This window comes from Citrobacter sp. VF227 (assembly GCF_052950715.1).
The window spans coordinates 499,096-521,248 of the sequence record NZ_JBRFVF010000001.1; the positions used below are offsets into that span (position 1 = coordinate 499,096).

Sequence of the window (22,153 nt, forward strand, 5' to 3'; positions counted from 1 at the left end):
CTTTTGCTAAAATAGAAAGATATAACTACAGGATTCGCCGCGGTTATGCGGGTCCCTCTTTTTGCGCAATGTAAGGGTGTCAGTATGATCACAATTGACGGTAATGGTGCGGTTGCTTCGGTCGCATTTCGTACCAGCGAAGTTATCGCCATCTACCCGATTACGCCCAGTTCGACGATGGCTGAACAAGCGGATGCCTGGGCCGGGAACGGGCTTAAAAACGTCTGGGGGGATACTCCTCGCGTCGTAGAAATGCAGTCGGAAGGCGGTGCGATCGCGACCGTTCACGGCGCATTGCAGACCGGCGCGCTCTCTACATCGTTTACTTCATCGCAGGGCCTGTTGCTGATGATCCCGACGCTGTACAAACTGGCCGGTCAGTTGACCCCGTTTGTACTGCACGTGGCGGCACGTACGATTGCCACTCACGCGTTGTCGATCTTTGGCGATCATTCCGATGTAATGGCGGTGCGCCAGACGGGTTGTGCGATGCTGTGTGCCAGTAGCGTGCAGGAAGCACAGGACTTTGCGCTCATTTCGCAAATGGCCACCCTGAAAAGTCGGGTTCCGTTCATTCATTTCTTTGATGGTTTCCGTACTTCGCATGAAATCAATAAAATTGTGCCGCTGGCCGATGACACGATCCTCGGACTGATGCCGCAGGCGGAAATCGATGCTCACCGCGCCCGCGCGCTTAATCCGGAGCATCCGGTTATTCGCGGTACATCTGCAAACCCGGATACCTACTTCCAGTCGCGCGAAGCGACAAACCCCTGGTACAACGCGGTTTACGAAAACGTCGAACAGGCGATGAACGACTTCGCCGCGGCGACGGGCCGCCAGTATCAACCCTTTGAATATTACGGTCATCCTCAGGCAGAACGCGTCATTATTTTGATGGGCTCGGCAATTGGCACCTGCGAAGAAGTCGTCGAAGAGTTGCAGGCTCGCGGCGAGAAAGTCGGCGTACTGAAAGTGCGTCTGTTCCGCCCATTCTCTGCCAGACATCTACTGCGCGCCCTGCCGGAAACCGTACGGAGCATCGCCGTTCTGGATCGCACCAAAGAGCCGGGTGCCCAGGCAGAACCACTGTATCTGGATGTGATGACCGCGCTGGCGGAAGCCTTTAATTGCGGCGAGCGGGAAACCCTACCACGCGTGATTGGCGGACGTTATGGACTTTCTTCCAAAGAGTATGGACCGGACTGCGTCATGGCGGTCTTTAATGAGCTGACTAGCGCGAAGCCGAAACCTCGCTTTACGGTCGGTATCTATGATGATGTCACCAACCTGTCACTACCACTACCGGAAAACACCCTACCCGGTACCGCGAAGCTTGAAGCACTGTTTTATGGGCTGGGCAGTGACGGTAGCGTGTCGGCCACCAAAAACAATATCAAGATTATCGGTAACTCGACACCGTGGTATGCGCAGGGTTATTTCGTCTATGACTCGAAAAAAGCAGGCGGTCTGACAGTTTCTCACCTGCGCGTCAGCGAGCAACCTATTCGCTCTGCTTATCTTGTGTCACAGGCCGATTTTGTTGGCTGTCATCAGTTGCAATTTATCGATAAGTATCAGATGGCCGAGCGCCTGAAACCGGGCGGTATTTTCCTGCTAAATACGCCGTACAACGTGGATGAAGTCTGGGCGCGTCTGCCACAGGAAGTTCAGGCGGTTCTGAATCAAAAGAAAGCACGTTTCTACGTTATTAATGCGGCGAAAATCGCCCGCGAGTGTGGTCTGGCTGCGCGTATTAACACCGTGATGCAGATGGCATTTTTCCATCTGACGCAAATCTTACCAGGTGACAGCGCGCTGATTGAATTGCAGGGGGCGATTGCCAAAAGCTATAGCAGTAAAGGTCAGGACCTGGTTGAACGTAACTGGCAGGCGCTGGCCCTGGCGCGTGAGTCGGTCGCCGAAGTGGCGCTGCAGTCGGTTGATCCACATAGCGCTAACCGCCCACCGGTGGTTTCTGATGCCGCGCCTGATTTCGTGAAAACCGTCACCGCGGCAATGCTCGCCGGCCTGGGCGATGCCCTCCCCGTTTCAGCGCTGCCGCCAGACGGCACCTGGCCGATGGGCACCACGCGTTGGGAAAAACGCAATATCGCCGAAGAGATCCCCATCTGGAAAGAAGATCTGTGTACTCAGTGTAACCACTGCGTTGCCGCCTGTCCGCACTCGGCTATCCGCGCCAAGGTCGTCTCACCAGAAGCGATGGAAAACGCCCCTGCCAGCCTGCACTCTCTGGATGTGAAATCACGCGATATGCGCGGTCAGAAATATGTTCTGCAGGTTGCGCCAGAGGATTGCACCGGCTGTAATTTGTGCGTCGAAGTGTGCCCGGCGAAAGACAGGCAAAACCCGGAGATCAAGGCCATCAATATGATGTCGCGGCTTGAGCATGTTGAAGAAGAAAAAGTTAACTATGACTTCTTCCTTGATCTGCCTGAGATTGATCGCACTAAACTGGAACGCATTGATATTCGTACCTCGCAGTTGATAACGCCGCTGTTTGAATATTCTGGTGCCTGCTCCGGTTGTGGTGAAACGCCGTATATCAAACTGCTTACGCAGCTTTACGGCGACCGCATGCTGATCGCCAATGCGACCGGCTGTTCATCGATTTATGGTGGTAACCTGCCCTCAACACCGTATACCACCGACGCCAACGGCCGTGGACCCGCGTGGGCAAACTCACTGTTTGAGGATAACGCCGAATTCGGTCTGGGCTTCCGTCTGACGGTGGATCAACACCGTGTGCGCGTTATGCGCTTACTGGAACAGTTTGCCGATAAAATTCCGGCTGAACTGAATGACGCCCTGCACGCCGAAGCAACGCCAGAAGTACGTCGTGAACAAGTTGCCGCGCTGCGCCAGCATCTGAAAGATGTCGAAGGCGCGCAGCAACTGTTAACCGATGCCGACGCACTGGTCGAGAAATCCATCTGGCTGATTGGCGGCGATGGCTGGGCTTACGATATTGGTTTTGGCGGCCTGGATCACGTCCTGAGCCTGACCGAGAACGTCAATATTCTGGTACTGGACACCCAGTGCTACTCCAACACAGGTGGACAAGCGTCGAAAGCCACACCGCTCGGAGCCGTCACCAAATTTGGTGAACACGGCAAGCGCAAGGCACGTAAAGATCTTGGCGTCAGTATGATGATGTACGGGCACGTGTATGTTGCACAGATTTCTCTGGGGGCGCAGTTGAATCAGACGGTGAAAGCGATTCAGGAAGCGGAAGCCTATCCAGGTCCGTCGCTGATTATCGCCTATAGCCCATGTGAGGAACATGGCTACGACCTCGCGTTAAGCCACGATCAGATGCGCCAGCTCACGGCAACCGGATTCTGGCCACTGTATCGCTTTGATCCGCGCCGTGCAGACGAAGGTAAACTGCCGCTGGCGCTGGACTCTCGCCCGCCGTCAGACGCGCTGGCTGAGACATTGATGAACGAGCAGCGCTTCCGCCGTCTGAACACACAGCAACCGGAAGTGGCCGAGCAATTGTGGAAGGATGCGACCGCTGATTTGCAAAAACGCTATGACTTCCTGGCCCAACTGGCAGGGAAAGCGGAAAAAAGCAGCACCGATTAATACGTGTCGTTAAGTATTAGTCGAGGATAAAAAAAAGCCCGAACAGTTTGTTCGGGCTTGTCAATTTATTCGCTGGCTAATCAGTCCTGAGACAAATCCCCCAACGAAAAACAAGAAGTGACAATAAAGGCATATAACCCGCGCAGAATAACTCAACACAATTCACTTGTATAATTTTTATTTTATATATATCCATTTTATATATTCATCGTAATTATCACCATTTCTGTAGAATTATTTATTTAAGGTTATACTTAAGGCGTAACAATTCATATTTATCCCTTTACGGAACTTATCCTTTAGCATGCTTTTACTCCCCGTATGGGTAGTCACAGGTAAATAAAAAAACTAAAGGATTATTTCAATGAACAGAAAAGTACTGGCTCTCGTCATTCCTGCCCTGCTGGCTGCAGGCGCAACTCACGCTGCTGAAGTTTATAATAAAGACGGCAACAAATTAGATCTCTACGGTAAAGTAGATGGTCTGCGTTATTTCTCTGATGACGCCAACAAAGATGGCGATCAGACCTATGTTCGTGGCGGTTTCAAAGGCGAAACTCAGATCAACGATATGCTCACCGGCTACGGTCAATGGGAATATCAGGTCAATGCCAACACCACTGAAAGCAACCGCAACAACAACTTCACACGTCTGGCCTTTGCAGGTCTGAAATTCGGCGACTACGGTTCATTCGATTACGGTCGTAATTATGGCGTACTGTACGACGTAGAAGGCTGGACCGATATGCTGCCAGAGTTTGGCGGCGACTCCTACACCTATGCTGATAACTTTATGACTGGCCGTGCTAACGGCGTAGCAACTTATCGTAACACTGACTTCTTCGGTCTGGTGAACGGCCTGAACTTTGCATTGCAGTATCAGGGTGCGAACGAACAAGCGGGTGATGAACAGGAAGGCACCGGTAACGGCAGCGATCGTAACGTTCAGAACTCTAACGGTGATGGCTTCGGTATCTCCTCTACTTACGATCTGGGTATGGGTGTAAGCTTCGGTGCGGCATACTCTACTTCTGACCGTACTAACGATCAGGTTAACGCAGGTAAAGCTGGTGGCAACGTTGCCGGCGGGGATACAGCTGACGCGTGGACGACCGGCCTGAAATACGATGCCAACAACATCTACCTGGCAACCATGTACTCCGAAACCCGTAACATGACACCGTACGGCGACAGCGGCGTAGCCAATAAAACCCAGAACTTCGAAGTCACTGCACAATACCAGTTCGACTTCGGTCTGCGTCCGGCTGTATCTTTCCTGATGTCTAAAGGGAAAGACCTGAACGCTACCGACGGTGACAAAGACCTGGTTAAATATGCTGATATCGGCGCTACCTACTACTTCAACAAAAACATGTCCACCTATGTTGATTATAAAATCAACCTGCTGGACGAAGATGACAGCTTCTACACTCGTAACAACATCTCTACTGATGATGTTGTCGCATTAGGTCTGGTTTACCAGTTCTAATCCGTCAGCCCGCTGGCAACAGCGGGCTATCCTTTCTTTGGTAACCAATCTGTTTTATTCAGATCGAAATATTATATCTATTGTATTAAAACACCTCTTTGATAGATGATATCTTCATTAAGACCTGTAGTAGAGGATACCTGCAATGAATCATCATCCTGTAAAATCATCCCGTATTGCATCCGTCGGCTATGACGAATCCTCTCACACGCTGGAAATTCGCTTTCACCAATTGGCTACCCTGCAATATCAGCATGTCCCTGCGCGTATTTTTCGTGATTTCCTGAGCGTGGTCTCTAAAGGTCGATTTTACGACGGCGTAATAAGAGGCAAGTTTCCTGAAATCAAAATAAAGTGATGCCAAAATGTGATCTTTGTCATTGTACATAAAGTGCCATTACGCGGTAAGCTTTAAGTGGATGCTTAAACAGGAGGTTTTATGAACAGAACGATTCTTGTACCCATCGATATTTCAGACTCAGAATTAACTCAACGCGTTATTGCCCATGTTGAAGCGGAGGCCAAAATTGACGATGCGCAGGTCCATTTTCTGACCGTTATTCCGTCACTGCCCTATTACGCTTCCCTGGGTTTGGCCTACTCAGCAGAGTTACCGGCCATGGACGATCTGAAAGCCGAAGCAAAATCTCAACTGGAAGAGATTATCAAGAAGTTCAATATCCCAACGGACAGAGTGCACATTCATGTCGCAGAAGGTGCACCGAAAGATAAGATTCTGGAGATTGCTAAAAAATTACCGGCTGATATGGTCATTATTGCCTCACACCGACCTGACATCACCACCTACCTGCTGGGCTCTAACGCCGCAGCGGTGGTACGTCACGCGGAGTGTTCGGTACTGGTAGTCCGCTAAGCTGTCTGGCCCGCACATCGCTGCGGGCTTTTTATTTCTACCACTTATACCTCACGATTCCTGCCCTAAATGTGCTGACATTTTTCCCGCTTATCCGTACCATACACGCCACTGTTTTCATATCAGACTTTTTTTGCCGGACTATCCGGCGTGATGCATACTCTTCTGATGCCACACTATGAATTGAGCCTCTATTAAATGTCGCAAAATCAAGATATTAGCAAGAAAGAACAATACAACCTGAACAAGTTGCAAAAACGTCTGCGTCGTAACGTGGGCGAAGCCATTGCCGACTTCAATATGATCGAAGACGGCGATCGCATTATGGTGTGCCTTTCCGGAGGGAAAGACAGCTATACCATGCTGGAGATCCTGCGCAATTTGCAGCAAAGTGCCCCAATCAGTTTTTCCTTAGTTGCGGTTAATCTCGATCAGAAACAACCTGGTTTCCCGGAGCACATCCTGCCAGAGTATCTGGAACAGCTGGGCGTTGAGTATAAGATTGTCGAAGAAAATACTTACGGGATTGTCAAAGATAAAATCCCTGAAGGCAAAACGACCTGCTCACTCTGCTCTCGCCTGCGTCGCGGTATTCTGTATCGCACGGCAACTGAGTTAGGCGCCACCAAGATCGCGCTCGGGCACCATCGTGACGACATCCTGCAAACGCTGTTTTTAAACATGTTCTACGGCGGGAAAATGAAAGGCATGCCGCCGAAGCTGATGAGCGATGACGGTAAGCATATCGTTATTCGTCCACTGGCTTACTGCCGCGAGAAAGATATCGAGCGCTTCTCCGAAGCGAAGGGTTTCCCGATTATTCCGTGCAACCTGTGCGGCTCACAGCCGAACCTTCAGCGTCAGGTCATTGCCGACATGCTGCGCGACTGGGACAAACGCTATCCAGGGCGCATTGAAACCATGTTCAGCGCGATGCAGAACGTTGTACCTTCACATCTAAGCGATATCAATCTGTTCGATTTTAAAGGCATCAGGCACGGTTCAGAGGTTGTGGACGGTGGTGATTTAGCGTTCGATCGTGAAGAGATCCCGCTGCAGCCTGCGGGCTGGCAACCAGAAGAAGATGATGCTCAACTGGATGAGTTGCGTCTGAACGTGGTGGAAGTGAAGTAAGTCGAGAATGCCGGATGGCGGCATAAACGTCTCATCCGGCCTACAATGTGCATACGCGCCTGTAGGCCTGATGAGCAAAGCGCCACCAGACATTTCAGTGGGCGTTTATTTCAATAAACGAACCCGGCAGGTTTTGCCTTTAATTTTACCATTTTGCAATTGCTTCCATGCCTTATGCGCTACAGTCTGACGAACAGCGACATAAACATGCGCCGGATGAACGGCAATCTTACCGATATCGGCACCATCCAGTCCAATATCACCCGTCAGTGCACCCAGAACATCGCCGGGACGCATTTTAGCTTTTTTACCGCCATCAATGCATAACGTCGCCATCTCTGCTTCAAGAGGCAGAACCGAGACGTTAGCGGGCGCAGGCAGCCAGTTCAGCTTCAGTTGCAGCATTTCTGAAAGAATATTGGCTCGCTGGGCTTCTTCTGGCGCACAGAAGCTAATCGCCAGACCGCTGTTGCCGGCACGCGCGGTACGTCCGATACGATGGACATGAACTTCCGGATCCCACGCCAGTTCGAAGTTAACCACCAGCTCGAGTGATTTAATATCCAGGCCACGCGCAGCGACATCGGTGGCAACCAGAACGCGTGCGCTGCCGTTGGCAAAACGCACCAGCGTCTGGTCGCGATCGCGCTGTTCCAGATCGCCATGCAGTGAAAGAGCACTTTGCCCCGCCGCATTCAGTGCGTCACACACGGCCTGACAGTCTTTTTTGGTGTTGCAAAAAACGACACATGAAGCAGGCTGATGCTGGCTGAGCAATTTTTGCAGCAGCGGAATTTTGCCGTGGCTGGAGGTTTCGAAAAACTGCTGCTCAATCGCCGGTAGCGAATCAACGGTATCAATTTCAATGGTTAATGGATTTTGTTGCACCCGGCCACTGATGGCGGCAATGGCCTCCGGCCAGGTCGCAGAAAACAGCAAGGTCTGGCGAGAAGCAGGCGCAAAGCGGATAACATCATCAATCGCATCGCTAAAACCCATATCCAACATACGGTCGGCTTCATCCATGACCAGTGTATTCAAAGCATCCAGAGAAACGGTGCCTTTTTGCAGGTGGTCGAGTAAACGCCCCGGCGTGGCGACAATAATATGAGGCGCATGCTGCAGAGAATCACGCTGTGCACCAAAAGGCTGCCCACCGCACAACGTTAAGATCTTGGTGTTTGGCAGAAAGCGGGCTAAGCGACGCAGCTCACCCGCCACCTGGTCGGCAAGCTCACGCGTCGGACACAGCACCAGCGATTGTGTCTGAAACAGCATGGCATCAATATGCTGTAATAATCCGAGACCAAAAGCCGCCGTTTTGCCACTGCCGGTTTTAGCCTGCACGCGAACATCTTTACCTGCCAGGATTGCCGGTAATGCAGCAGCCTGAACAGGCGTCATTTCAAGATAACCCAGCTCGTTAAGATTCTCGAGTTGGGTAGCAGGTAGAACATTCAGGGTTGAAAAAGCAGTCACAATTTAATCTCGCGATAAAAACTTACATTCAGCAGGCGCGTATCCTCGCAGATCTGCGCCCACGATGCGACAATTTAATCGGCTCTTCGTCCGGTGGCGGATCCGGCATTGGCTGCGGACGAGGAATGGGATCGGGAATGGGAACCGGATCGGTCGGTAGTGAATCAGTGTGTGGCGATACAATCAGACAACTCATATACCCCTCCAGTTATTGAGACTGACTCTTTTAGGGTAGACGTTGATTTCCTGCAGGCAAAAAAAAGCCGACTAATCTAAGTCGGCGTCGTACGAATCAATTGTGCTATGCAGTAATTCAAAAAAGGAAGTAAGACAATATGGAGCGCAACGCCCATCGCTTGACGTTGCATTCACCTGCGAGAGAGATATTGCCCCGAATAGGTAGATGGTTTATTGACTTCGCTCAAAAACCCGCACGTTTTCATGCGCAAAAGTCACTAAAAAACGTTGTTGTTACAACCATTTACTACGATGCAACCATAAAGTAACACCACCAATCAGGACCACTAACAGAATACAAAAAAGTGAGAAGCCAAATTGCCAACCACCACCAGGGATACCGCCGAGGTTAACGCCAAACAACCCGGTTAAAAAAGTGCTGGGAAGAAAAACCATTGCCATCAATGACATTGTATAAGTTCGGCGAGCCAGAGACTCCTGCATCACCTGCGCAATTTCATCTGCCATAATACCGGTCCTGGCAATACAGGCATCGATTTCATCCAGCCCTCTCCCCAGCCTGTCAGCAATATCCTGCATCCGTCGCCGATGGTCGTCAGTCATCCAGGACAACCGTTCGCTCGCCAGACGGGCATAGACATCACGCTGTGGTGCCATATAACGGCGCATCACAATTAACTGCTTACGCAGTAATGCCAAGAAGCCACGCGGCGGGATCTGCTGATCGAGCAGGTTATCTTCCAGATCGATAATTTTGTCGTGCAACTGTTCGATAAATTCGCTGGCATGATCGGTCAGTGCATCACAGACATCCACCAGCCAACCGCCACAATCAGCTGGCCCTGTACCTTCCTGGAGGTCGCTGACTACGTCATCCAGTGCCAGCACTTTGCGCTGACGCGTTGAGACAATCATACGTTCATCCATATATAAACGCATCGCTACCAGTTGGTCAGGCCGCTCGTCTGTACTGCCATTGATACACCGCAGCGTGATTAACGTACCTTCTCCTACTCTGCTGACGCGCGGACGCGTGCTTTCACCCGCCAGCGCATCACGCACGTTATTGGGAAGTAAAGGCGTTGTCGCCAGCCATTGCGCACTTTCAGGATGAGTATAATTAAGATGCAGCCAGCAGGCATGCTGAGTGTCGATAACATCGTTATCTTCCAGTGGTTTCACCCCACCACGGCCATCCAACAGCCATGCAAATACGGCATCCGGCACATTAACATCCGTTCCCTTAATGGCTTCCACAGCGCCTCCACAAACATTCAGCTTTTTTCGTTAGTCTAGCCGTCAGAATATGTTAAGCAATATCTCATTGTCCCATTGTGCTGAAATGACTCATAAAAGTATCTGATAATAAGTAAAGCGCCGACAAATGCGGCGCTTGTTGCGAGGCGATTCTGTTAAGCCCGTTGGCGTCTCTCAGAATCAAAGGCGTGACTTAAGCGAAACTTGTGCGTTCGAGACTGGAGGTCTGTCACTTGATTTTTCAGAATATCCGAAGAGTCTGACAGTTCATCCACCATAATGGCGTTACTCTGAGTCACGTTTTCCAGTTCCGCGAGAGCATGAGTAATACTGATGATCCCTTTCTCCTGCTCCTGCGTAGTGGTTAATATCTCGCTCATCAGTTGGTTTAATTGCCCGGCACCACCAACAATATCCTGCATATTTTTTTCAGCTTCACGCACAATAGCCGCACCTTGCTGAACGTTTTCATGAGTTTGGGCAATCAGATGTTTAATATTCTTAGCGGCATCTGCGCTACGATGCGCGAGCATTCGCACCTCTGCGGCTACCACGGAAAAACCTTTGCCATGCTCTCCCGCTCTCGCCGCTTCTACAGCGGCATTCAATGCCAGAATATTTGTCTGGAATGCAATACCATCTATCATGGTAATAATTTCTGTCATCTGCTGCGCACATTCGGTGATCGACTGCATATTGGTTGCGACCTGCACCATTAAATCCCCCCCCTGCTGGGCAGATAGCGTTGCAATATTGGCCTTAGCACTCGCCATTTGCGTATTCTCTGCATTGTTACGCGTGCTGACCGCTATTTCATCCATGTTAGCAGCCGTTTGCATTAATGCACCGGATTGCTGCTCTGTCTTTACTGATAACTCAGCGCTGCGTTCCGCGAGCTGTTCAGAAAGCGCCATAGCCGTTTGCGAGGATGTTCTGATCTCATTAACCAGTGTTGAAATATTACTTGATAAACTATTAATGCCGGGTATTAATCTCCCCGCACAGTTATTGCCAAACTCTGGAATACTGATCGCCAGATTCCCGGACGTCACTTCCTCAATGCTTCTTTTAACCGTATTAATTGGCATGACCAAATATTTCGTCATGTACCACCATAGACATAATATAGAAATTAAGCTTACTGAGTTAGTCCCAATGATAATCTCTGGGGGGGCCGAAAGAAATATTTCAACGACATTTAGAAAAAACGCCGTAATGAGCAGAAATAAAATAATAAAGGTTCTGACACTAATATCATTTAACATTTTAGTCCTGTGTGCCAAGAAATAACATGGATATTATTTTTTATAGCATCTGCAATCAAGATTTCCATAGCGCTGAGACGAAAGACGAACTTTCAATGAGAGTTTGTAATCCTTTCACTTAAGGCAGGCAATTATACTGGTAGTTTTTATTAATTAAGTATTTTACCCTACAAAAAATGAGGCTGAAGCTTGTCGTTAGATTATTGTGATGGCAAGCACGCCGTGCGCACAAAATGCACAGAATCATAAACCCGATGAATATTTGTATAAGTAAAGGATTGTCATTTTCAATGTTCGCCCCTTCCCTCTAATAGTCATTGTAAAAATACAAGGACATTCCCGGTTTTATCAGGTTAACTGGACAAAACCTGCTAAATTTATCATCACGTCTTTTTTTCGATAGGTAGTAAGATGTTGCACGTGTCGTGGGACCCTGTATTGATTGGGATTTCCTTTGTGGTCGCGTTTATTGCCTCCTTTATTGCTCTCGACAGTGCGGGCAAAGTGGCAATTTCCAGCAGACGTGAATCTACCTTCTGGCGACTCTCTGGCGGCGCTACGCTGGGTATGGGGATCTGGTCGATGCATTTTATTGGTATGCTGGCCATGAAAATGAGTATGCCAATAAATTATCATTTATCCCTCACAGCGTTTTCGTTCTTTATTGCGCTCATTTCTGCGACAGTCGCCATCAATATCGCTATTTCTGGTAATACACTATCAACAAAACGCCTGATCATTGCTACCAGTATATTAAGCGCTGGTGTTGTCACAATGCACTATGTTGGCATGTATGCCATTATCGAATATGTGGCTATAACCTGGGATCGCTCACTAATCCTGCTCTCTGTGATTATTGCCGTCGCTGCATCTGGGGTCGGTTTGTGGCTGGCCTTTCATTTACGCCAAAATAACCGTCGAGCGCTAATAAATCGGCTTATTGCTGCTTTTATTATGGCGGTGGCAATAGCCTCTATGCATTACACCGGTATGGGAGCTGCTACGTTCACCCACTTTGGACACACTGCGCACGATGGTCTCAGCACGCTGGAGCTTTCTATCTGGGTCTGCGCCGTCACGCTTGTTATATTGGGGATCATGCTGGTGGTTTCGATGGTGGATTCGCAACTCCGTACCTCCCGACTGGCTGACAACCTGCATCAGTTGAACTGCCAGCTTGAGCATCAGGTTCACTTCGACGCGCTGACCGGTCTCGCTAATCGTACGCAAATAGACACCTGTTTAGTGGCCTGCCTTCGGCATTCTAAACTGCATCAACAGCATTTCGCGTTGGTATTTATCGACCTCGATCGTTTTAAAGTCGTTAACGATACCTGGGGACATCACATTGGCGATCAGCTACTGATTGCCAGTACACAGCGAATCTTCAGCTGCCTTGATGACTCAATGACGCTGGCAAGACTGGGGGGAGATGAATTTATCTTGCTGGTCCCTGACTGCAACCAGCAGGTTATCTCCACCCTGCTGACGCGGATTGCCGATGTGATCGGTGAGCCCTTTAGCTTGTTCGGGCATACCATTCGGGTTTCGCTAAGTGCGGGGAGCAGCATTTATCCTGAACATGGCTCAACGCTGCATGAGCTAAAAGTGAAGGCTGATATGGCGATGTATCATGTCAAACAGACGGGCAGAAACGGCTGGGCTATTTATCATCCTGAAATGGAAGCTATCGCGGATACGCCGCCGACATTTTTACAGGAACTGTCACAAGCGCTTGAACGCAACCAGTTTGAGCTATGGTATCAGCCCAAATATACCGCTGGAGATCATTCCCTGACCGGTTTTGAAGCATTATTACGCTGGCATCATCCGGAACGCGGCATGCTGCTGCCAGCCGAATTTCTTCCTGCGTTGGAAGATACGGGCCTGATTATTCCCGTTGGGAAATGGGTTATCCAGCAGGCATGCTTGCAGTTGTATCAATGGAAATTACAAGGGAATACAGAATGGACGCTCGCCGTTAACCTCTCACCCGCCCAATTTGAACAGCATGATATTATTGATGTTGTTTGTAATGCCCTGGCACAATATCAGCTACCACCAGCCTGTCTCACGCTGGAACTCACTGAAAGCACCGCCCTTAAAAATTTAAAACGCAGCGTTGAAGTCCTGAATGCTTTCTCTACTTTGGGGATCACCGTTTCTATTGATGATTTCGGTACGGGTTATTCAAATATATTGATGCTGAAGTCTCTTCCAGCGCGAGAATTAAAAATTGACAGGATATTTGTCAAAGATATTAGTGAGAACAGCAAAAACACAAAAATTGTGTCTACCATTATTGACATAGCTCACTCCATGAATATGCGTGTGGTGGCAGAAGGAATAGAAACCCAGGAACAGGAAATACTCCTTACACAGATGGGTTGTTGCATGCTGCAAGGTTTCTTGTTTGCAAAACCGCTACCAGCACATAAGATTCATGAACTGATACAACCAGAAACCAGCATCAAACAAATGCCAGTCGTACAACCCTTGTCTCACCGACAATCAATAACATTGTGAGACGCAATATCTAAAATATTCGCCTTTTAACGGGCAACACAGCAGATAAAGATAACGGGATTATCGATGAGCACAACCGAGCTGCATTCACTGGATTTATTAACCTTTCCGGTATGGATTGTTTTGCCACATACCGAAGAGCTGGTATTCGCTAATAACGTTGCACGGGAGCTAATGCATGATCTCTGTTTTTCCCCGCTCCGCATGGGAACATTTTCAGCGCATGTTCAAAATGATTTAACCATGTATCTCAGCGACTTGCGAAATCTTCACCATATTGTGGAAATTCTCACGGTTTATCGCGAGGGTGAGGAGGCCGCGATGGCAAGTCGCCTCTCCATTAAAGCCCTGCCGGGTATGGGTGAAGTCATCCTTTTCGAAGGTATTGAAACACCTACTGCGCAGGGTCTGAAGGCGAGTCGTTCAGCAACCTACCAGCGGAAAAAACAGGGATTTTATGCACGTTTTTTCCAGACCAACTCCGCGCCAATGTTACTTATTGATCCGTCCCGCGATGGGTTGATCGTTGATGCGAATCTCAGTGCGCTCAATTTTTATGGATACACTCATGATGTGATGTGTCAGAAACATACATGGGAAATCAATATGCTGGGCCGCCGTATACTTCCGGTGATGCATGAGATCGCCCATCTACCCGGTGGCCATAAGCCTTTGCATTTTGTCCATAAACTGGCTGATGGGACTTCCCGTCATGTACAAACTTACGCCGGACCGATCGAAATATACGGTAATAAACTCATGTTGTGCATTATTCATGACATTACCGAGCAAAAGCGGCTGGAACAGGAGCTTGAGCGTGCGGCCATGCGAGATGTTTTAACGGGATTATTTAACCGCCGACATTTTTATCAGGTAACCGAGCCGGAGCAAACGCATGCGATATCATTGACGCAGGACTACAGCCTGCTGCTGATCGATACTGATCGCTTTAAAAGCATTAACGATCTGTTTGGCCATTTGAAAGGCGATGAAGTACTTTGCGCGCTGGCACGCACACTGGAATCCTGTGCACGAAAAGACGATCTTATTTTTCGCTGGGGTGGTGAAGAATTTGTGCTGCTTCTGCCGCGAACGTCGCTGGATGTTGCTCTCAACCTTGCAGAAGTGATCCGCGCGACGGTCGCAAAGGTGACTCTCCCTGGCCTTCCCCGCTTTACCGTCAGCATTGGCGTTGCCCGACATGAAACGAACGAAAGTATTGATGAATTATTCAAACGCGTTGACGACGCGCTATACAAGGCCAAGCACGAAGGCAGAAACAGAGTCTTGGCCGCCTGATGTATACGTTGATTAGCGACTGCGCTTCGCGTGACGCTCCCAGTTTTCCTGTTTTGCCTGCGCTGTTTTACGTAATGCCACATAGCATGCCCCGCTGCCGCCGTGATGCGGCAATGCGGTGCAGTAGGCCTGCACATCGTCAAATTCTGTCAGCCAGCGCGCCACATAACTGCGAATAATATTGGCATGAGCGTTATCGTCACGCCCCTTGCCATGTATCACTAACACGTTACGTAACCCATCCTGCCGTGCCTGCAAAATAAAACTGAAGAGCATCTGACGGCATGTTTCAACGGGTTGGCGGATGAGATTAAGGCTCGCCTGCTGCGGATATTTTCCGGTTCGCAGTTTATCTGTCACACCGTGCTGCAAACCTTCGCGCCGAAAAGCCAGCGGCTCGCTCAACGGAACAATATCGAGAAACCCCGTAGAGAGAAAGTTATCCAGTTGAAGCGTGTCGATACGCGCCGGGGTGCGAATATTACGCGTTGGCTGCCAATGTACATCGGCGGAGCCCTTCAGCGGTTGAACATCCCCCATCGCATCAAGAAACAGCGAATTATCATCCAGGTTCATGTTTCATCCTCCAGCGAATTACGACGAACGTTATCATAACCGCGCACTATTATACCGACAACGGTTTACGATTATTTCCAGTAATTCACCCGCTTGACTCCACTGAAAAGATCTACTCATAACATGCAGATATCCGTTTTTAGGGGTATAGCTGCAACGGTCAATGGCGTGATAATGTGTCACCTCGCCTGAACGCTGTAATGAGAGATACGGATGCTTAACTTACTGGAAGACATCATCGACACACCGCTTGGCCCGCTATGGGTTATTTGTGATGAGCAATTTCGCCTGCGCGCGGTGGAATGGGACCAACACAGCGATCGCATGGAACAATTGCTGGATATTCATTACCGCACAGAAGGCTATCAGCGTATGGCCGTCAAAAATCCTGGCGGACTAAGCGATAAGCTGTCGGAGTATTTTGCCGGGAACCTCAGCATTATTGATTCGTTGGAAACAGCAACCGCTGGCACGCTTTTCCAACGCGAAGTCTGGCAAGCATTGCGCACTATCCCCTGTGGACAGGTCATGCACTACGGTCAACTTGCCGAACAACTGGGACGTCCAGGCGCCGCCAGAGCTGTCGGAGCGGCTAATGGTTCAAACCCGGTGAGCATTGTGGTCCCCTGCCATCGCGTCATTGGACGTAACGGCACCATGACCGGATATGCCGGCGGCGTGCAACGAAAAGAGTGGTTATTACGTCACGAAGGCTATTTGTTACTCTAGATCCCAGGCAATTAATGCCTTATTCATCACACTTCCGTACAATGCGATCCTAAATTAAGTGTTTTCAATCAATAAGATACAATCATTTACCTCAGTTATGCCTGAATTATTCTCTCTTGGGAGTAGCTCAGACTTACGCGCTCACCAAAAAGATGTTAAAATTGACAAATATCAATTACGGCTTGAGCAGACCTATGATCCCGGAAAAGCGAATTATACGGCGCATTCAGTCTGGCGGTTGTGCTATCCATTGCCAGGATTGCAGCATCAGCCAGCTTTGCATCCCGTTCACACTTAACGAGCATGAGCTTGACCAGCTCGATAACATCATCGAGCGCAAAAAGCCTATCCAAAAGGGGCAGACGCTCTTTAAAGCAGGTGATGAGCTAAAATCACTCTATGCTATCCGCTCCGGAACGATTAAAAGCTATACCATTACCGAGCAAGGTGATGAGCAAATTACCGGTTTTCATCTGGCAGGCGACCTGGTTGGCTTTGATGCGATTGGCAGCGGCCATCACCCGAGCTTTGCCCAGGCGCTGGAAACCTCAATGGTATGCGAAATTCCTTTCGAAACCCTTGATGACCTGTCCGGTAAAATGCCGAACCTGCGTCAGCAAATGATGCGTCTGATGAGCGGCGAGATCAAAGGTGACCAGGATATGATCCTGCTGTTGTCAAAGAAGAACGCAGAAGAACGCTTAGCGGCCTTCATCTATAACTTGTCCCGTCGTTTCGCCCAACGCGGATTCTCCCCGCGCGAATTCCGTCTGACGATGACCCGTGGCGATATTGGTAACTACCTCGGTCTGACGGTTGAAACCATCAGCCGACTACTAGGACGTTTCCAGAAAAGTGGCATGCTCGCAGTGAAAGGTAAATACATCACTATTGAGAATAGCGATGCACTGGCCGTTCTTGCTGGCCACACGCGTAACGTTGCGTAATCTTTTCGCAAGCATCGCAATTATCCTTCTGTCAAATCGCTAAATTTCCTGATTTACCGATCTGGCAGAAGGTTCTCCCCTCTTTCAATGATTTACCGATTATTTGATACACATAAATTTCGATGGGCTCAGACAATAGTGCTATTGTTTCGCCCAAAACCCGCCCCTACGTCTCAAAATGCACCCAAAAGTACCGTTAATTATTTCCTGTCAGCTTGACGTAATATCTTGCAGTTAAAGCACCGAAATCATGACTAGCCATTTACAGAATGTACTTCCGCATAAATACATTCTGTTTATTCGGGTTCTACACATTATTGTCGCGGTATTGGATGCAATTACCAGGTTCATGCTCAACTTAATGTTAACATAATGTTGACTCGCCATACTGAAAAGACGCTAAAAGAGGTCTTCCTATGCGAATCTTATCTCCTTATACGTTGCGCTGGCTTCCTGGTGAACGTGAGCAGAATGATATTTCAGTGTTTATTCGTGAAAGTTATTCTCAGTTTTATCATGCATCTCTTCCGCGTTGCATGCCATGGTTACTTGGAATGTTCGATGCCAACGGAGAATTAAAAGCAGCATGTGGCGTCCAGCCAGCCTCAATGGGTACGCTATACCTCGAACATTATCTTGATGTCCCGGTTGAAGCCGTGCTGTCTGCACGATTGTTACATCCCGTTTCACGTGACTCAATGGTTGAAATTGGTAATTTTGCCGCGAGCGACGGGGCTAGCGCCCGAATAATGTATGCGGCGCTATGCCTGCTTCTCAATCAATACTGCTATTCGTGGATTGTCTTTACCGGAACTAAAAAAATACGCAATACCTTTTTCCGTCTGAATCTTCAGCCAGTCACATTGATGCCTGCTGACCCGACAAGGCTTGGCGAAGCTGCGCGTGAATGGGGGAGCTATTACGAACATGACCCACAAATTATGGCGGGAGAGTTACATGGTGGGCAAACCACACTGAGTCAGACCAGCCTGTTGCTGGGAATGTTTGCTGATCCGCCTGCTGCTCCCTGGATAACCCCTTCCGGAGGATCTTATGTTTCTGAACATGCTTGAGAAACAGGTTACGCTTCAGCCAAATGCCCTCGCCCTGCAGGGAGACTCTCGCTCGTGGAGCTGGCAGCAATACCATGAAGCCGTTAAGGCAGTGGCCGAACAATTATCTTCCCTCAAGGTAAAACGGCTGGCACTTGAAATGGATAACAGCCCTGAATGGGCGATCATCGATCTCGCATGCCTGGTAAGTGGAGTGGTAATCATCCCTGTCCCCTCCTTTTTCAGCGGGCAACAGAAAGCCTGGGTACGATCATCAGCCTCTGTGGATGCACAAATCGGTGGGGAAATCCTGGCGGATTGGCAGGAACACGATTTTGTACTCGGAAGACTGCAAATCCGTGCAGTAAAGGACCCCGTGACTCTGCCGGCAGGAACGGCAAAGATAACGTATACCTCCGGTACAACCGGAGAGCCAAAAGGCGTCTGTCTGAGTCTGGATGGTATGGTATGGATGGCTCAAACGTTAGCAGGCGCACTGCAACCCCTGAATCTGGAAAAACACCTGGTGACACTGCCCCTCAGTATCCTGCTGGAGAATCTGTGCGGCGTTTACATCCCTCTGCTACTTGGCGTTGAGACGGTGATTATCCCGCCCTCCCGGATTGGGTTTGAAGGTTCCAGCCGCTTTAATCCAGTCCAGTTTCTTCAGGCGCTGACCACCTGGAACCCACAAAGCCTGGTGCTGGTACCGGAGTTGCTACGGGTGTTACTGCATCTGCACAAGCAGGTACCGGGCAGTACGCAATCTTTACGTTTTGTCGCCGCAGGTGGCGGCAAGGTTCCGGCTTCATTGCTGACAATGGCGATATTGAGTGGCTTACCAGTATATGAAGGGTATGGCCTCTCCGAATGTGGCTCTGTCGTTGCCCTCAATCTTCCCGACGCCATAAAAGAGAACAGCGTCGGTCGGCCATTGCCTGGTATCCAGATCCATGTTGATGACCAGCAACAATTGTGTGTCACCAGCCCGGCCAACGCGTTGGGGTATCTGGGAGCCGCGCCCGCCTCCCCCACAGTTGCTACCGGCGATCTTGGCAGTGTTGATGACCACGGGTTTGTTAGTATTCAGGGACGCCTGAAGAACGTGCAGATAAACGCCTTTGGTCGTAATTTTTCACCTGAATGGCCTGAGGCAGAGGCCATGGCCTGCCCGGCTGTACGCCGAATCGTGATTTTTGGCGAAGGCTTAAGGCATAACGTTGCACTCGTCGATGCCGTCGACGGGCAACAGACGCAGGCCCGCGAGCAACTACTGGCTGTTTCTGCTCGACTGCCTGATTATGCGCAGTTCCATCGTTTGTTATTCACTTCAGCTATTTCAGAGCCTGGCATGCTCACTGCAAATGGCCGCCCACGCCGGGAACTCATCCGGCAATCCCTCTGGCAACATATTCTCACCTGTAGTGAAGAGGAGTCATCATGAGCTTTTATAACAAATTACAACAACAGACTGAGGCCGAACGCCGCAGTTTACTCTCCTCGCCTGTCATCGCGCGCTGCCAGGCTGGTGATATCTCGCGCGACCTGTATATCGCTTTTCTGACACAGGCTTACTATCACGTCAGCCATACCGTCCCCCTGTTGATGAGTGCTGGCAGCCGCTTGCCAGCCTCACATGAAGCTGTTCGGGGCGCGATTGCTGAATATATTGACGAAGAGTACGGGCATCAGGAATGGATCCTGAACGATATTCAGGCTTGCGGCGGTGATGCGCAAAGCGTTCGCAATGGCACTCCAGGGATACCGATAGAAATGATGGTTGCCTGGCTCTACTACCGCATTGAACGGATCAATCCTATGAGTATTTTTGGCATGGTACAGGTACTGGAGGGAACCAGCGTATCTATTGCTACCGCGATTGCAGCCCAGGTGGAACGGACACTGGGGCTGCCAGAACAGGCGACAACCTACCTGCGTTCACACGGTGAACTTGATCAGGGGCATCTTAAGTTTTTCGCCTCACTTATGGATACCGTGACTGACGAAGCCGATCAGGCAGCCATTATCTATGCTGCTCGTCGTGTCTATCGCCTGTACACAGAGATGCTTAATCAACTGGGGCAGACCACGCATGAACCTGCATGATAAAACCGTTCTGCTGACTGGCGCCAGCGGTGGTATCGGACAAGCGCTGGCGCAAAGGCTGGCGCACAAAGGAGCCAGACTGTACCTGGTAGGACGAAATGCGCAGGCAATGATGCTTCTGAAAGAAACGCTTCCCAATCCGGAACGGCATCATATTGCGCTGATGAACAGTTATACTGATGAGGAAATCGTCGCGCTGGCCAGCAGATTCAAAGATGAGAACAAACTGGATATCCTGATCAACAATGCCGGAACCAGTCGTTTTGCACTGTTTGAACAACAGTCTTTTGAGGATATTCGGGAACAGATTAGAACCAATATCGAAATCCCCACCCTGTTAACCCGCGCCATGCTGGATAAGTTTAATCCGCAGGGCATCGTCCTGAACATTGGTTCGATATTTGGTGAAATTGGTCACCCTGCCTGGAGCGTGTATAGCGCCACCAAGGCAGCCACGCATCGTTTCTCGGAGGCGCTGGGGCGCGAATTAAAGGGGAATGGTATCTGCGTACTGTATGCCGCGCCGCGCACCACCGAAACTACGCTCAACAGTGACGAGGTTTACGCGCTTAACCGCAAACTGGGTAATGGCAGTGATTCCCCGCAATTTGTCGCCATACGTCTGGTGCATCTCCTTGAGACAGAGCAGAAACTCTACCGCTTCGGCGTGATGGAGCGTCTGTTCGTAAAAATCAATGCCTGGTTTCCCGGTATAGTAGACAACGCGCTGGGTAAAAAATTACCCGTGATCCAATCCTATACCCAGAGCTTATTCAAAGGTGAAGACAAATGAAAATTTTGAAAACGTTGCTGCTGACGGCAGCTTTTCCCGTCTCTGCCATGGCGACTACCACACTGGAAAATCTCCAGCACGACTGGTCAGTTTGCCAATATCAAACCCTTGAAGCGAAAAAAGAGAGCTGCTTTACCGCACTGAGTCAGCGGGCCCATAGTGCGAGTCAGGCGAAAAATAATGCTGATGCATCATTGCTTATCTGGTCGGCGATTATCGACAGTAGCTGGGCGGGGGCTAAAGGAGGGCTGGGTGCATTGAGTCTGGTCAAACAGGCACGTAGCGATTTGGAAAAAGCGATCAGCATCGACCCCAATGCTTTACAGGGATCTGCCTGGACCAGCCTTGGGGCGCTGTATTATCAGGTTCCCGGCTGGCCGATTGGGTTTGGTGATAAAAACAAAGCCGACGAAATGCTGAAAAAAGCACTGGCGATCAATCCTGATGGCATCGATCCAAACTATTTTTATGGCGACTTTTTGCTAAAAGAGAAAAAGACTGACGAAGGAAAACGCTATCTGGAAAAAGCGCTTAAAGCACCGCCTCGCCAGGGGCGTGAGATTGCCGACCAGGGACGCCATCGTGATATAGCAAAAGACCTGGAAAGTATTCAGTAAATATACAAACCCTTGCCTTCTATATCCTCCGGCAGACTACGCTACAACAGAAGGATCAGATCATTATACTAAATAACCGTATGCCGACAGCGCTACACCAGGATGCCTAAAACGGACACAAATTCGGAGGAAAGTCGTTTAGTTTTAGCAAGATGTGAATAAAATATATAAATTTTCCCAATTTATTGATCTGGCAGGAGGTT

The 22,153-nt window shown here is 49.6% G+C and carries 19 protein-coding genes; 14 read left to right on the top strand and 5 right to left on the bottom strand.

What is annotated here, in order from left to right; translation table 11 throughout:
• The first annotated feature begins 84 nt into the window (after positions 1-84).
• The 5 genes from nifJ to ttcA all read left to right on the top strand — a co-directional run bounded on the left by nifJ (position 85) and on the right by ttcA (position 7,106).
• Complete coding sequence (gene nifJ / locus ACU8YC_RS02505; protein ID WP_446894983.1) at positions 85-3,609, top strand: pyruvate:ferredoxin (flavodoxin) oxidoreductase; 3,525 nt, start codon at positions 85-87, stop codon at positions 3,607-3,609.
• A gap of 364 nt (positions 3,610-3,973) precedes the next feature.
• The gene (gene ompC / locus ACU8YC_RS02510) at positions 3,974-5,098 is read left to right on the top strand and encodes a porin OmpC (protein WP_151219315.1); all 1,125 of its coding nucleotides are present in this window, start codon (positions 3,974-3,976) and stop codon (positions 5,096-5,098) included.
• 145 nt (positions 5,099-5,243) lie between these two features.
• On the top strand, positions 5,244-5,456 hold the full coding sequence (locus tag ACU8YC_RS02515) for a KTSC domain-containing protein (protein ID WP_005126657.1): 213 nt from the start codon (positions 5,244-5,246) through the stop codon (positions 5,454-5,456).
• Between the two features lie 81 nt (positions 5,457-5,537).
• Positions 5,538-5,972, top strand: a complete 435-nt coding sequence (gene uspF / locus ACU8YC_RS02520) for a universal stress protein UspF (RefSeq protein WP_003020369.1) — start codon at positions 5,538-5,540, stop codon at positions 5,970-5,972.
• Positions 5,973-6,170: 198 nt separating this feature from the next.
• Positions 6,171-7,106, top strand: coding sequence for a tRNA 2-thiocytidine(32) synthetase TtcA (gene ttcA / locus ACU8YC_RS02525; RefSeq protein WP_016156617.1), 936 nt, complete (start codon positions 6,171-6,173; stop codon positions 7,104-7,106).
• Between the two features lie 105 nt (positions 7,107-7,211).
• Here the strand turns inward: ttcA and dbpA are convergent, their stop codons facing one another.
• The 4 genes from dbpA to ACU8YC_RS02545 all read right to left on the bottom strand — a co-directional run bounded on the left by dbpA (position 7,212) and on the right by ACU8YC_RS02545 (position 11,305).
• A complete protein-coding gene (dbpA, locus tag ACU8YC_RS02530; RefSeq protein ID WP_187252368.1) occupies positions 7,212-8,585 on the bottom strand; it encodes an ATP-dependent RNA helicase DbpA in 1,374 nt (457 codons plus the stop codon).
• A gap of 28 nt (positions 8,586-8,613) precedes the next feature.
• Positions 8,614-8,781, bottom strand: a complete 168-nt coding sequence (gene ynaL, locus ACU8YC_RS02535) for a proline-rich small protein YnaL (RefSeq protein ID WP_187252367.1) — start codon at positions 8,779-8,781, stop codon at positions 8,614-8,616.
• Between the two features lie 275 nt (positions 8,782-9,056).
• The gene (gene zntB / locus ACU8YC_RS02540; RefSeq protein WP_446894984.1) at positions 9,057-10,040 is read right to left on the bottom strand and encodes a zinc transporter ZntB; all 984 of its coding nucleotides are present in this window, start codon (positions 10,038-10,040) and stop codon (positions 9,057-9,059) included.
• Between the two features lie 155 nt (positions 10,041-10,195).
• Positions 10,196-11,305 carry a methyl-accepting chemotaxis protein gene (locus tag ACU8YC_RS02545; RefSeq protein WP_187252366.1) on the bottom strand — a complete coding sequence of 370 codons (1,110 nt, stop codon included), beginning with the start codon at positions 11,303-11,305 and terminating at the stop codon, positions 10,196-10,198.
• A gap of 411 nt (positions 11,306-11,716) precedes the next feature.
• Here ACU8YC_RS02545 and ACU8YC_RS02550 point away from each other — a divergent pair, with 411 nt between their 5' ends.
• Positions 11,717-13,831, top strand: coding sequence for a putative bifunctional diguanylate cyclase/phosphodiesterase (locus ACU8YC_RS02550; protein WP_446894985.1), 2,115 nt, complete (start codon positions 11,717-11,719; stop codon positions 13,829-13,831).
• 66 nt (positions 13,832-13,897) lie between these two features.
• Positions 13,898-15,130, top strand: a complete 1,233-nt coding sequence (locus tag ACU8YC_RS02555; protein WP_187252364.1) for a GGDEF domain-containing protein — start codon at positions 13,898-13,900, stop codon at positions 15,128-15,130.
• 12 nt (positions 15,131-15,142) lie between these two features.
• On the opposite strand, the gene smrA is transcribed toward ACU8YC_RS02555, so the two are convergent.
• A complete protein-coding gene (gene smrA / locus ACU8YC_RS02560; RefSeq protein WP_151219318.1) occupies positions 15,143-15,706 on the bottom strand; it encodes a DNA endonuclease SmrA in 564 nt (187 codons plus the stop codon).
• Positions 15,707-15,919: 213 nt separating this feature from the next.
• On the opposite strand from smrA, the gene ogt reads away from it, so the two are divergent.
• The 7 genes from ogt to ACU8YC_RS02595 all read left to right on the top strand — a co-directional run bounded on the left by ogt (position 15,920) and on the right by ACU8YC_RS02595 (position 21,950).
• Entirely contained in the window at positions 15,920-16,435 is a 516-nt protein-coding gene (gene ogt / locus ACU8YC_RS02565; RefSeq protein ID WP_151219319.1) for a methylated-DNA--[protein]-cysteine S-methyltransferase, read from the top strand.
• 194 nt (positions 16,436-16,629) lie between these two features.
• Positions 16,630-17,382, top strand: a complete 753-nt coding sequence (fnr, locus tag ACU8YC_RS02570; protein ID WP_003020397.1) for a fumarate/nitrate reduction transcriptional regulator Fnr — start codon at positions 16,630-16,632, stop codon at positions 17,380-17,382.
• A gap of 416 nt (positions 17,383-17,798) precedes the next feature.
• Positions 17,799-18,455 carry a thermostable hemolysin gene (locus ACU8YC_RS02575; RefSeq protein ID WP_151219320.1) on the top strand — a complete coding sequence of 219 codons (657 nt, stop codon included), beginning with the start codon at positions 17,799-17,801 and terminating at the stop codon, positions 18,453-18,455.
• Positions 18,436-19,878 (top strand): AMP-dependent synthetase/ligase, encoded by a 1,443-nt coding sequence (locus ACU8YC_RS02580; protein ID WP_286540499.1) that lies wholly within the window; start codon positions 18,436-18,438, stop codon positions 19,876-19,878. Before ACU8YC_RS02575 ends, ACU8YC_RS02580 begins: the two co-directional genes overlap by 20 nt.
• Positions 19,875-20,540 carry a TenA family transcriptional regulator gene (locus ACU8YC_RS02585; protein ID WP_286540496.1) on the top strand — a complete coding sequence of 222 codons (666 nt, stop codon included), beginning with the start codon at positions 19,875-19,877 and terminating at the stop codon, positions 20,538-20,540. The genes ACU8YC_RS02580 and ACU8YC_RS02585 overlap by 4 nt, the downstream gene beginning before the upstream one ends.
• Complete coding sequence (locus ACU8YC_RS02590; protein WP_286540494.1) at positions 20,527-21,333, top strand: SDR family oxidoreductase; 807 nt, start codon at positions 20,527-20,529, stop codon at positions 21,331-21,333. Before ACU8YC_RS02585 ends, ACU8YC_RS02590 begins: the two co-directional genes overlap by 14 nt.
• On the top strand, positions 21,330-21,950 hold the full coding sequence (locus ACU8YC_RS02595; protein ID WP_151219324.1) for a tetratricopeptide repeat protein: 621 nt from the start codon (positions 21,330-21,332) through the stop codon (positions 21,948-21,950). Before ACU8YC_RS02590 ends, ACU8YC_RS02595 begins: the two co-directional genes overlap by 4 nt.
• Positions 21,951-22,153 lie beyond the last annotated feature (203 nt).

Bases quoted from the DNA above. Each gene is read 5' to 3' on its own strand.
- ttcA (WP_016156617.1), top strand. From the start codon at position 6,171: ATGTCGCAAAATCAAGATATTAGCAAGAAAGAACAATACAACCTGAAC.
- fnr (WP_003020397.1), top strand. From the start codon at position 16,630: ATGATCCCGGAAAAGCGAATTATACGGCGCATTCAGTCTGGCGGTTGT.
- ompC (WP_151219315.1), top strand. From the start codon at position 3,974: ATGAACAGAAAAGTACTGGCTCTCGTCATTCCTGCCCTGCTGGCTGCA.
- nifJ (WP_446894983.1), top strand. From the start codon at position 85: ATGATCACAATTGACGGTAATGGTGCGGTTGCTTCGGTCGCATTTCGT.
- ACU8YC_RS02575 (WP_151219320.1), top strand. From the start codon at position 17,799: ATGCGAATCTTATCTCCTTATACGTTGCGCTGGCTTCCTGGTGAACGT.
- uspF (WP_003020369.1), top strand. From the start codon at position 5,538: ATGAACAGAACGATTCTTGTACCCATCGATATTTCAGACTCAGAATTA.
- ynaL (WP_187252367.1), bottom strand. From the start codon at position 8,781: ATGAGTTGTCTGATTGTATCGCCACACACTGATTCACTACCGACCGAT.
- ACU8YC_RS02585 (WP_286540496.1), top strand. From the start codon at position 19,875: ATGAGCTTTTATAACAAATTACAACAACAGACTGAGGCCGAACGCCGC.
- ACU8YC_RS02550 (WP_446894985.1), top strand. From the start codon at position 11,717: ATGTTGCACGTGTCGTGGGACCCTGTATTGATTGGGATTTCCTTTGTG.
- ACU8YC_RS02555 (WP_187252364.1), top strand. From the start codon at position 13,898: ATGAGCACAACCGAGCTGCATTCACTGGATTTATTAACCTTTCCGGTA.
- ACU8YC_RS02580 (WP_286540499.1), top strand. From the start codon at position 18,436: ATGTTTCTGAACATGCTTGAGAAACAGGTTACGCTTCAGCCAAATGCC.
- ogt (WP_151219319.1), top strand. From the start codon at position 15,920: ATGCTTAACTTACTGGAAGACATCATCGACACACCGCTTGGCCCGCTA.
- ACU8YC_RS02595 (WP_151219324.1), top strand. From the start codon at position 21,330: ATGAAAATTTTGAAAACGTTGCTGCTGACGGCAGCTTTTCCCGTCTCT.
- ACU8YC_RS02515 (WP_005126657.1), top strand. From the start codon at position 5,244: ATGAATCATCATCCTGTAAAATCATCCCGTATTGCATCCGTCGGCTAT.
- ACU8YC_RS02590 (WP_286540494.1), top strand. From the start codon at position 20,527: ATGAACCTGCATGATAAAACCGTTCTGCTGACTGGCGCCAGCGGTGGT.
- smrA (WP_151219318.1), bottom strand. From the start codon at position 15,706: ATGAACCTGGATGATAATTCGCTGTTTCTTGATGCGATGGGGGATGTT.
- ACU8YC_RS02545 (WP_187252366.1), bottom strand. From the start codon at position 11,305: ATGTTAAATGATATTAGTGTCAGAACCTTTATTATTTTATTTCTGCTC.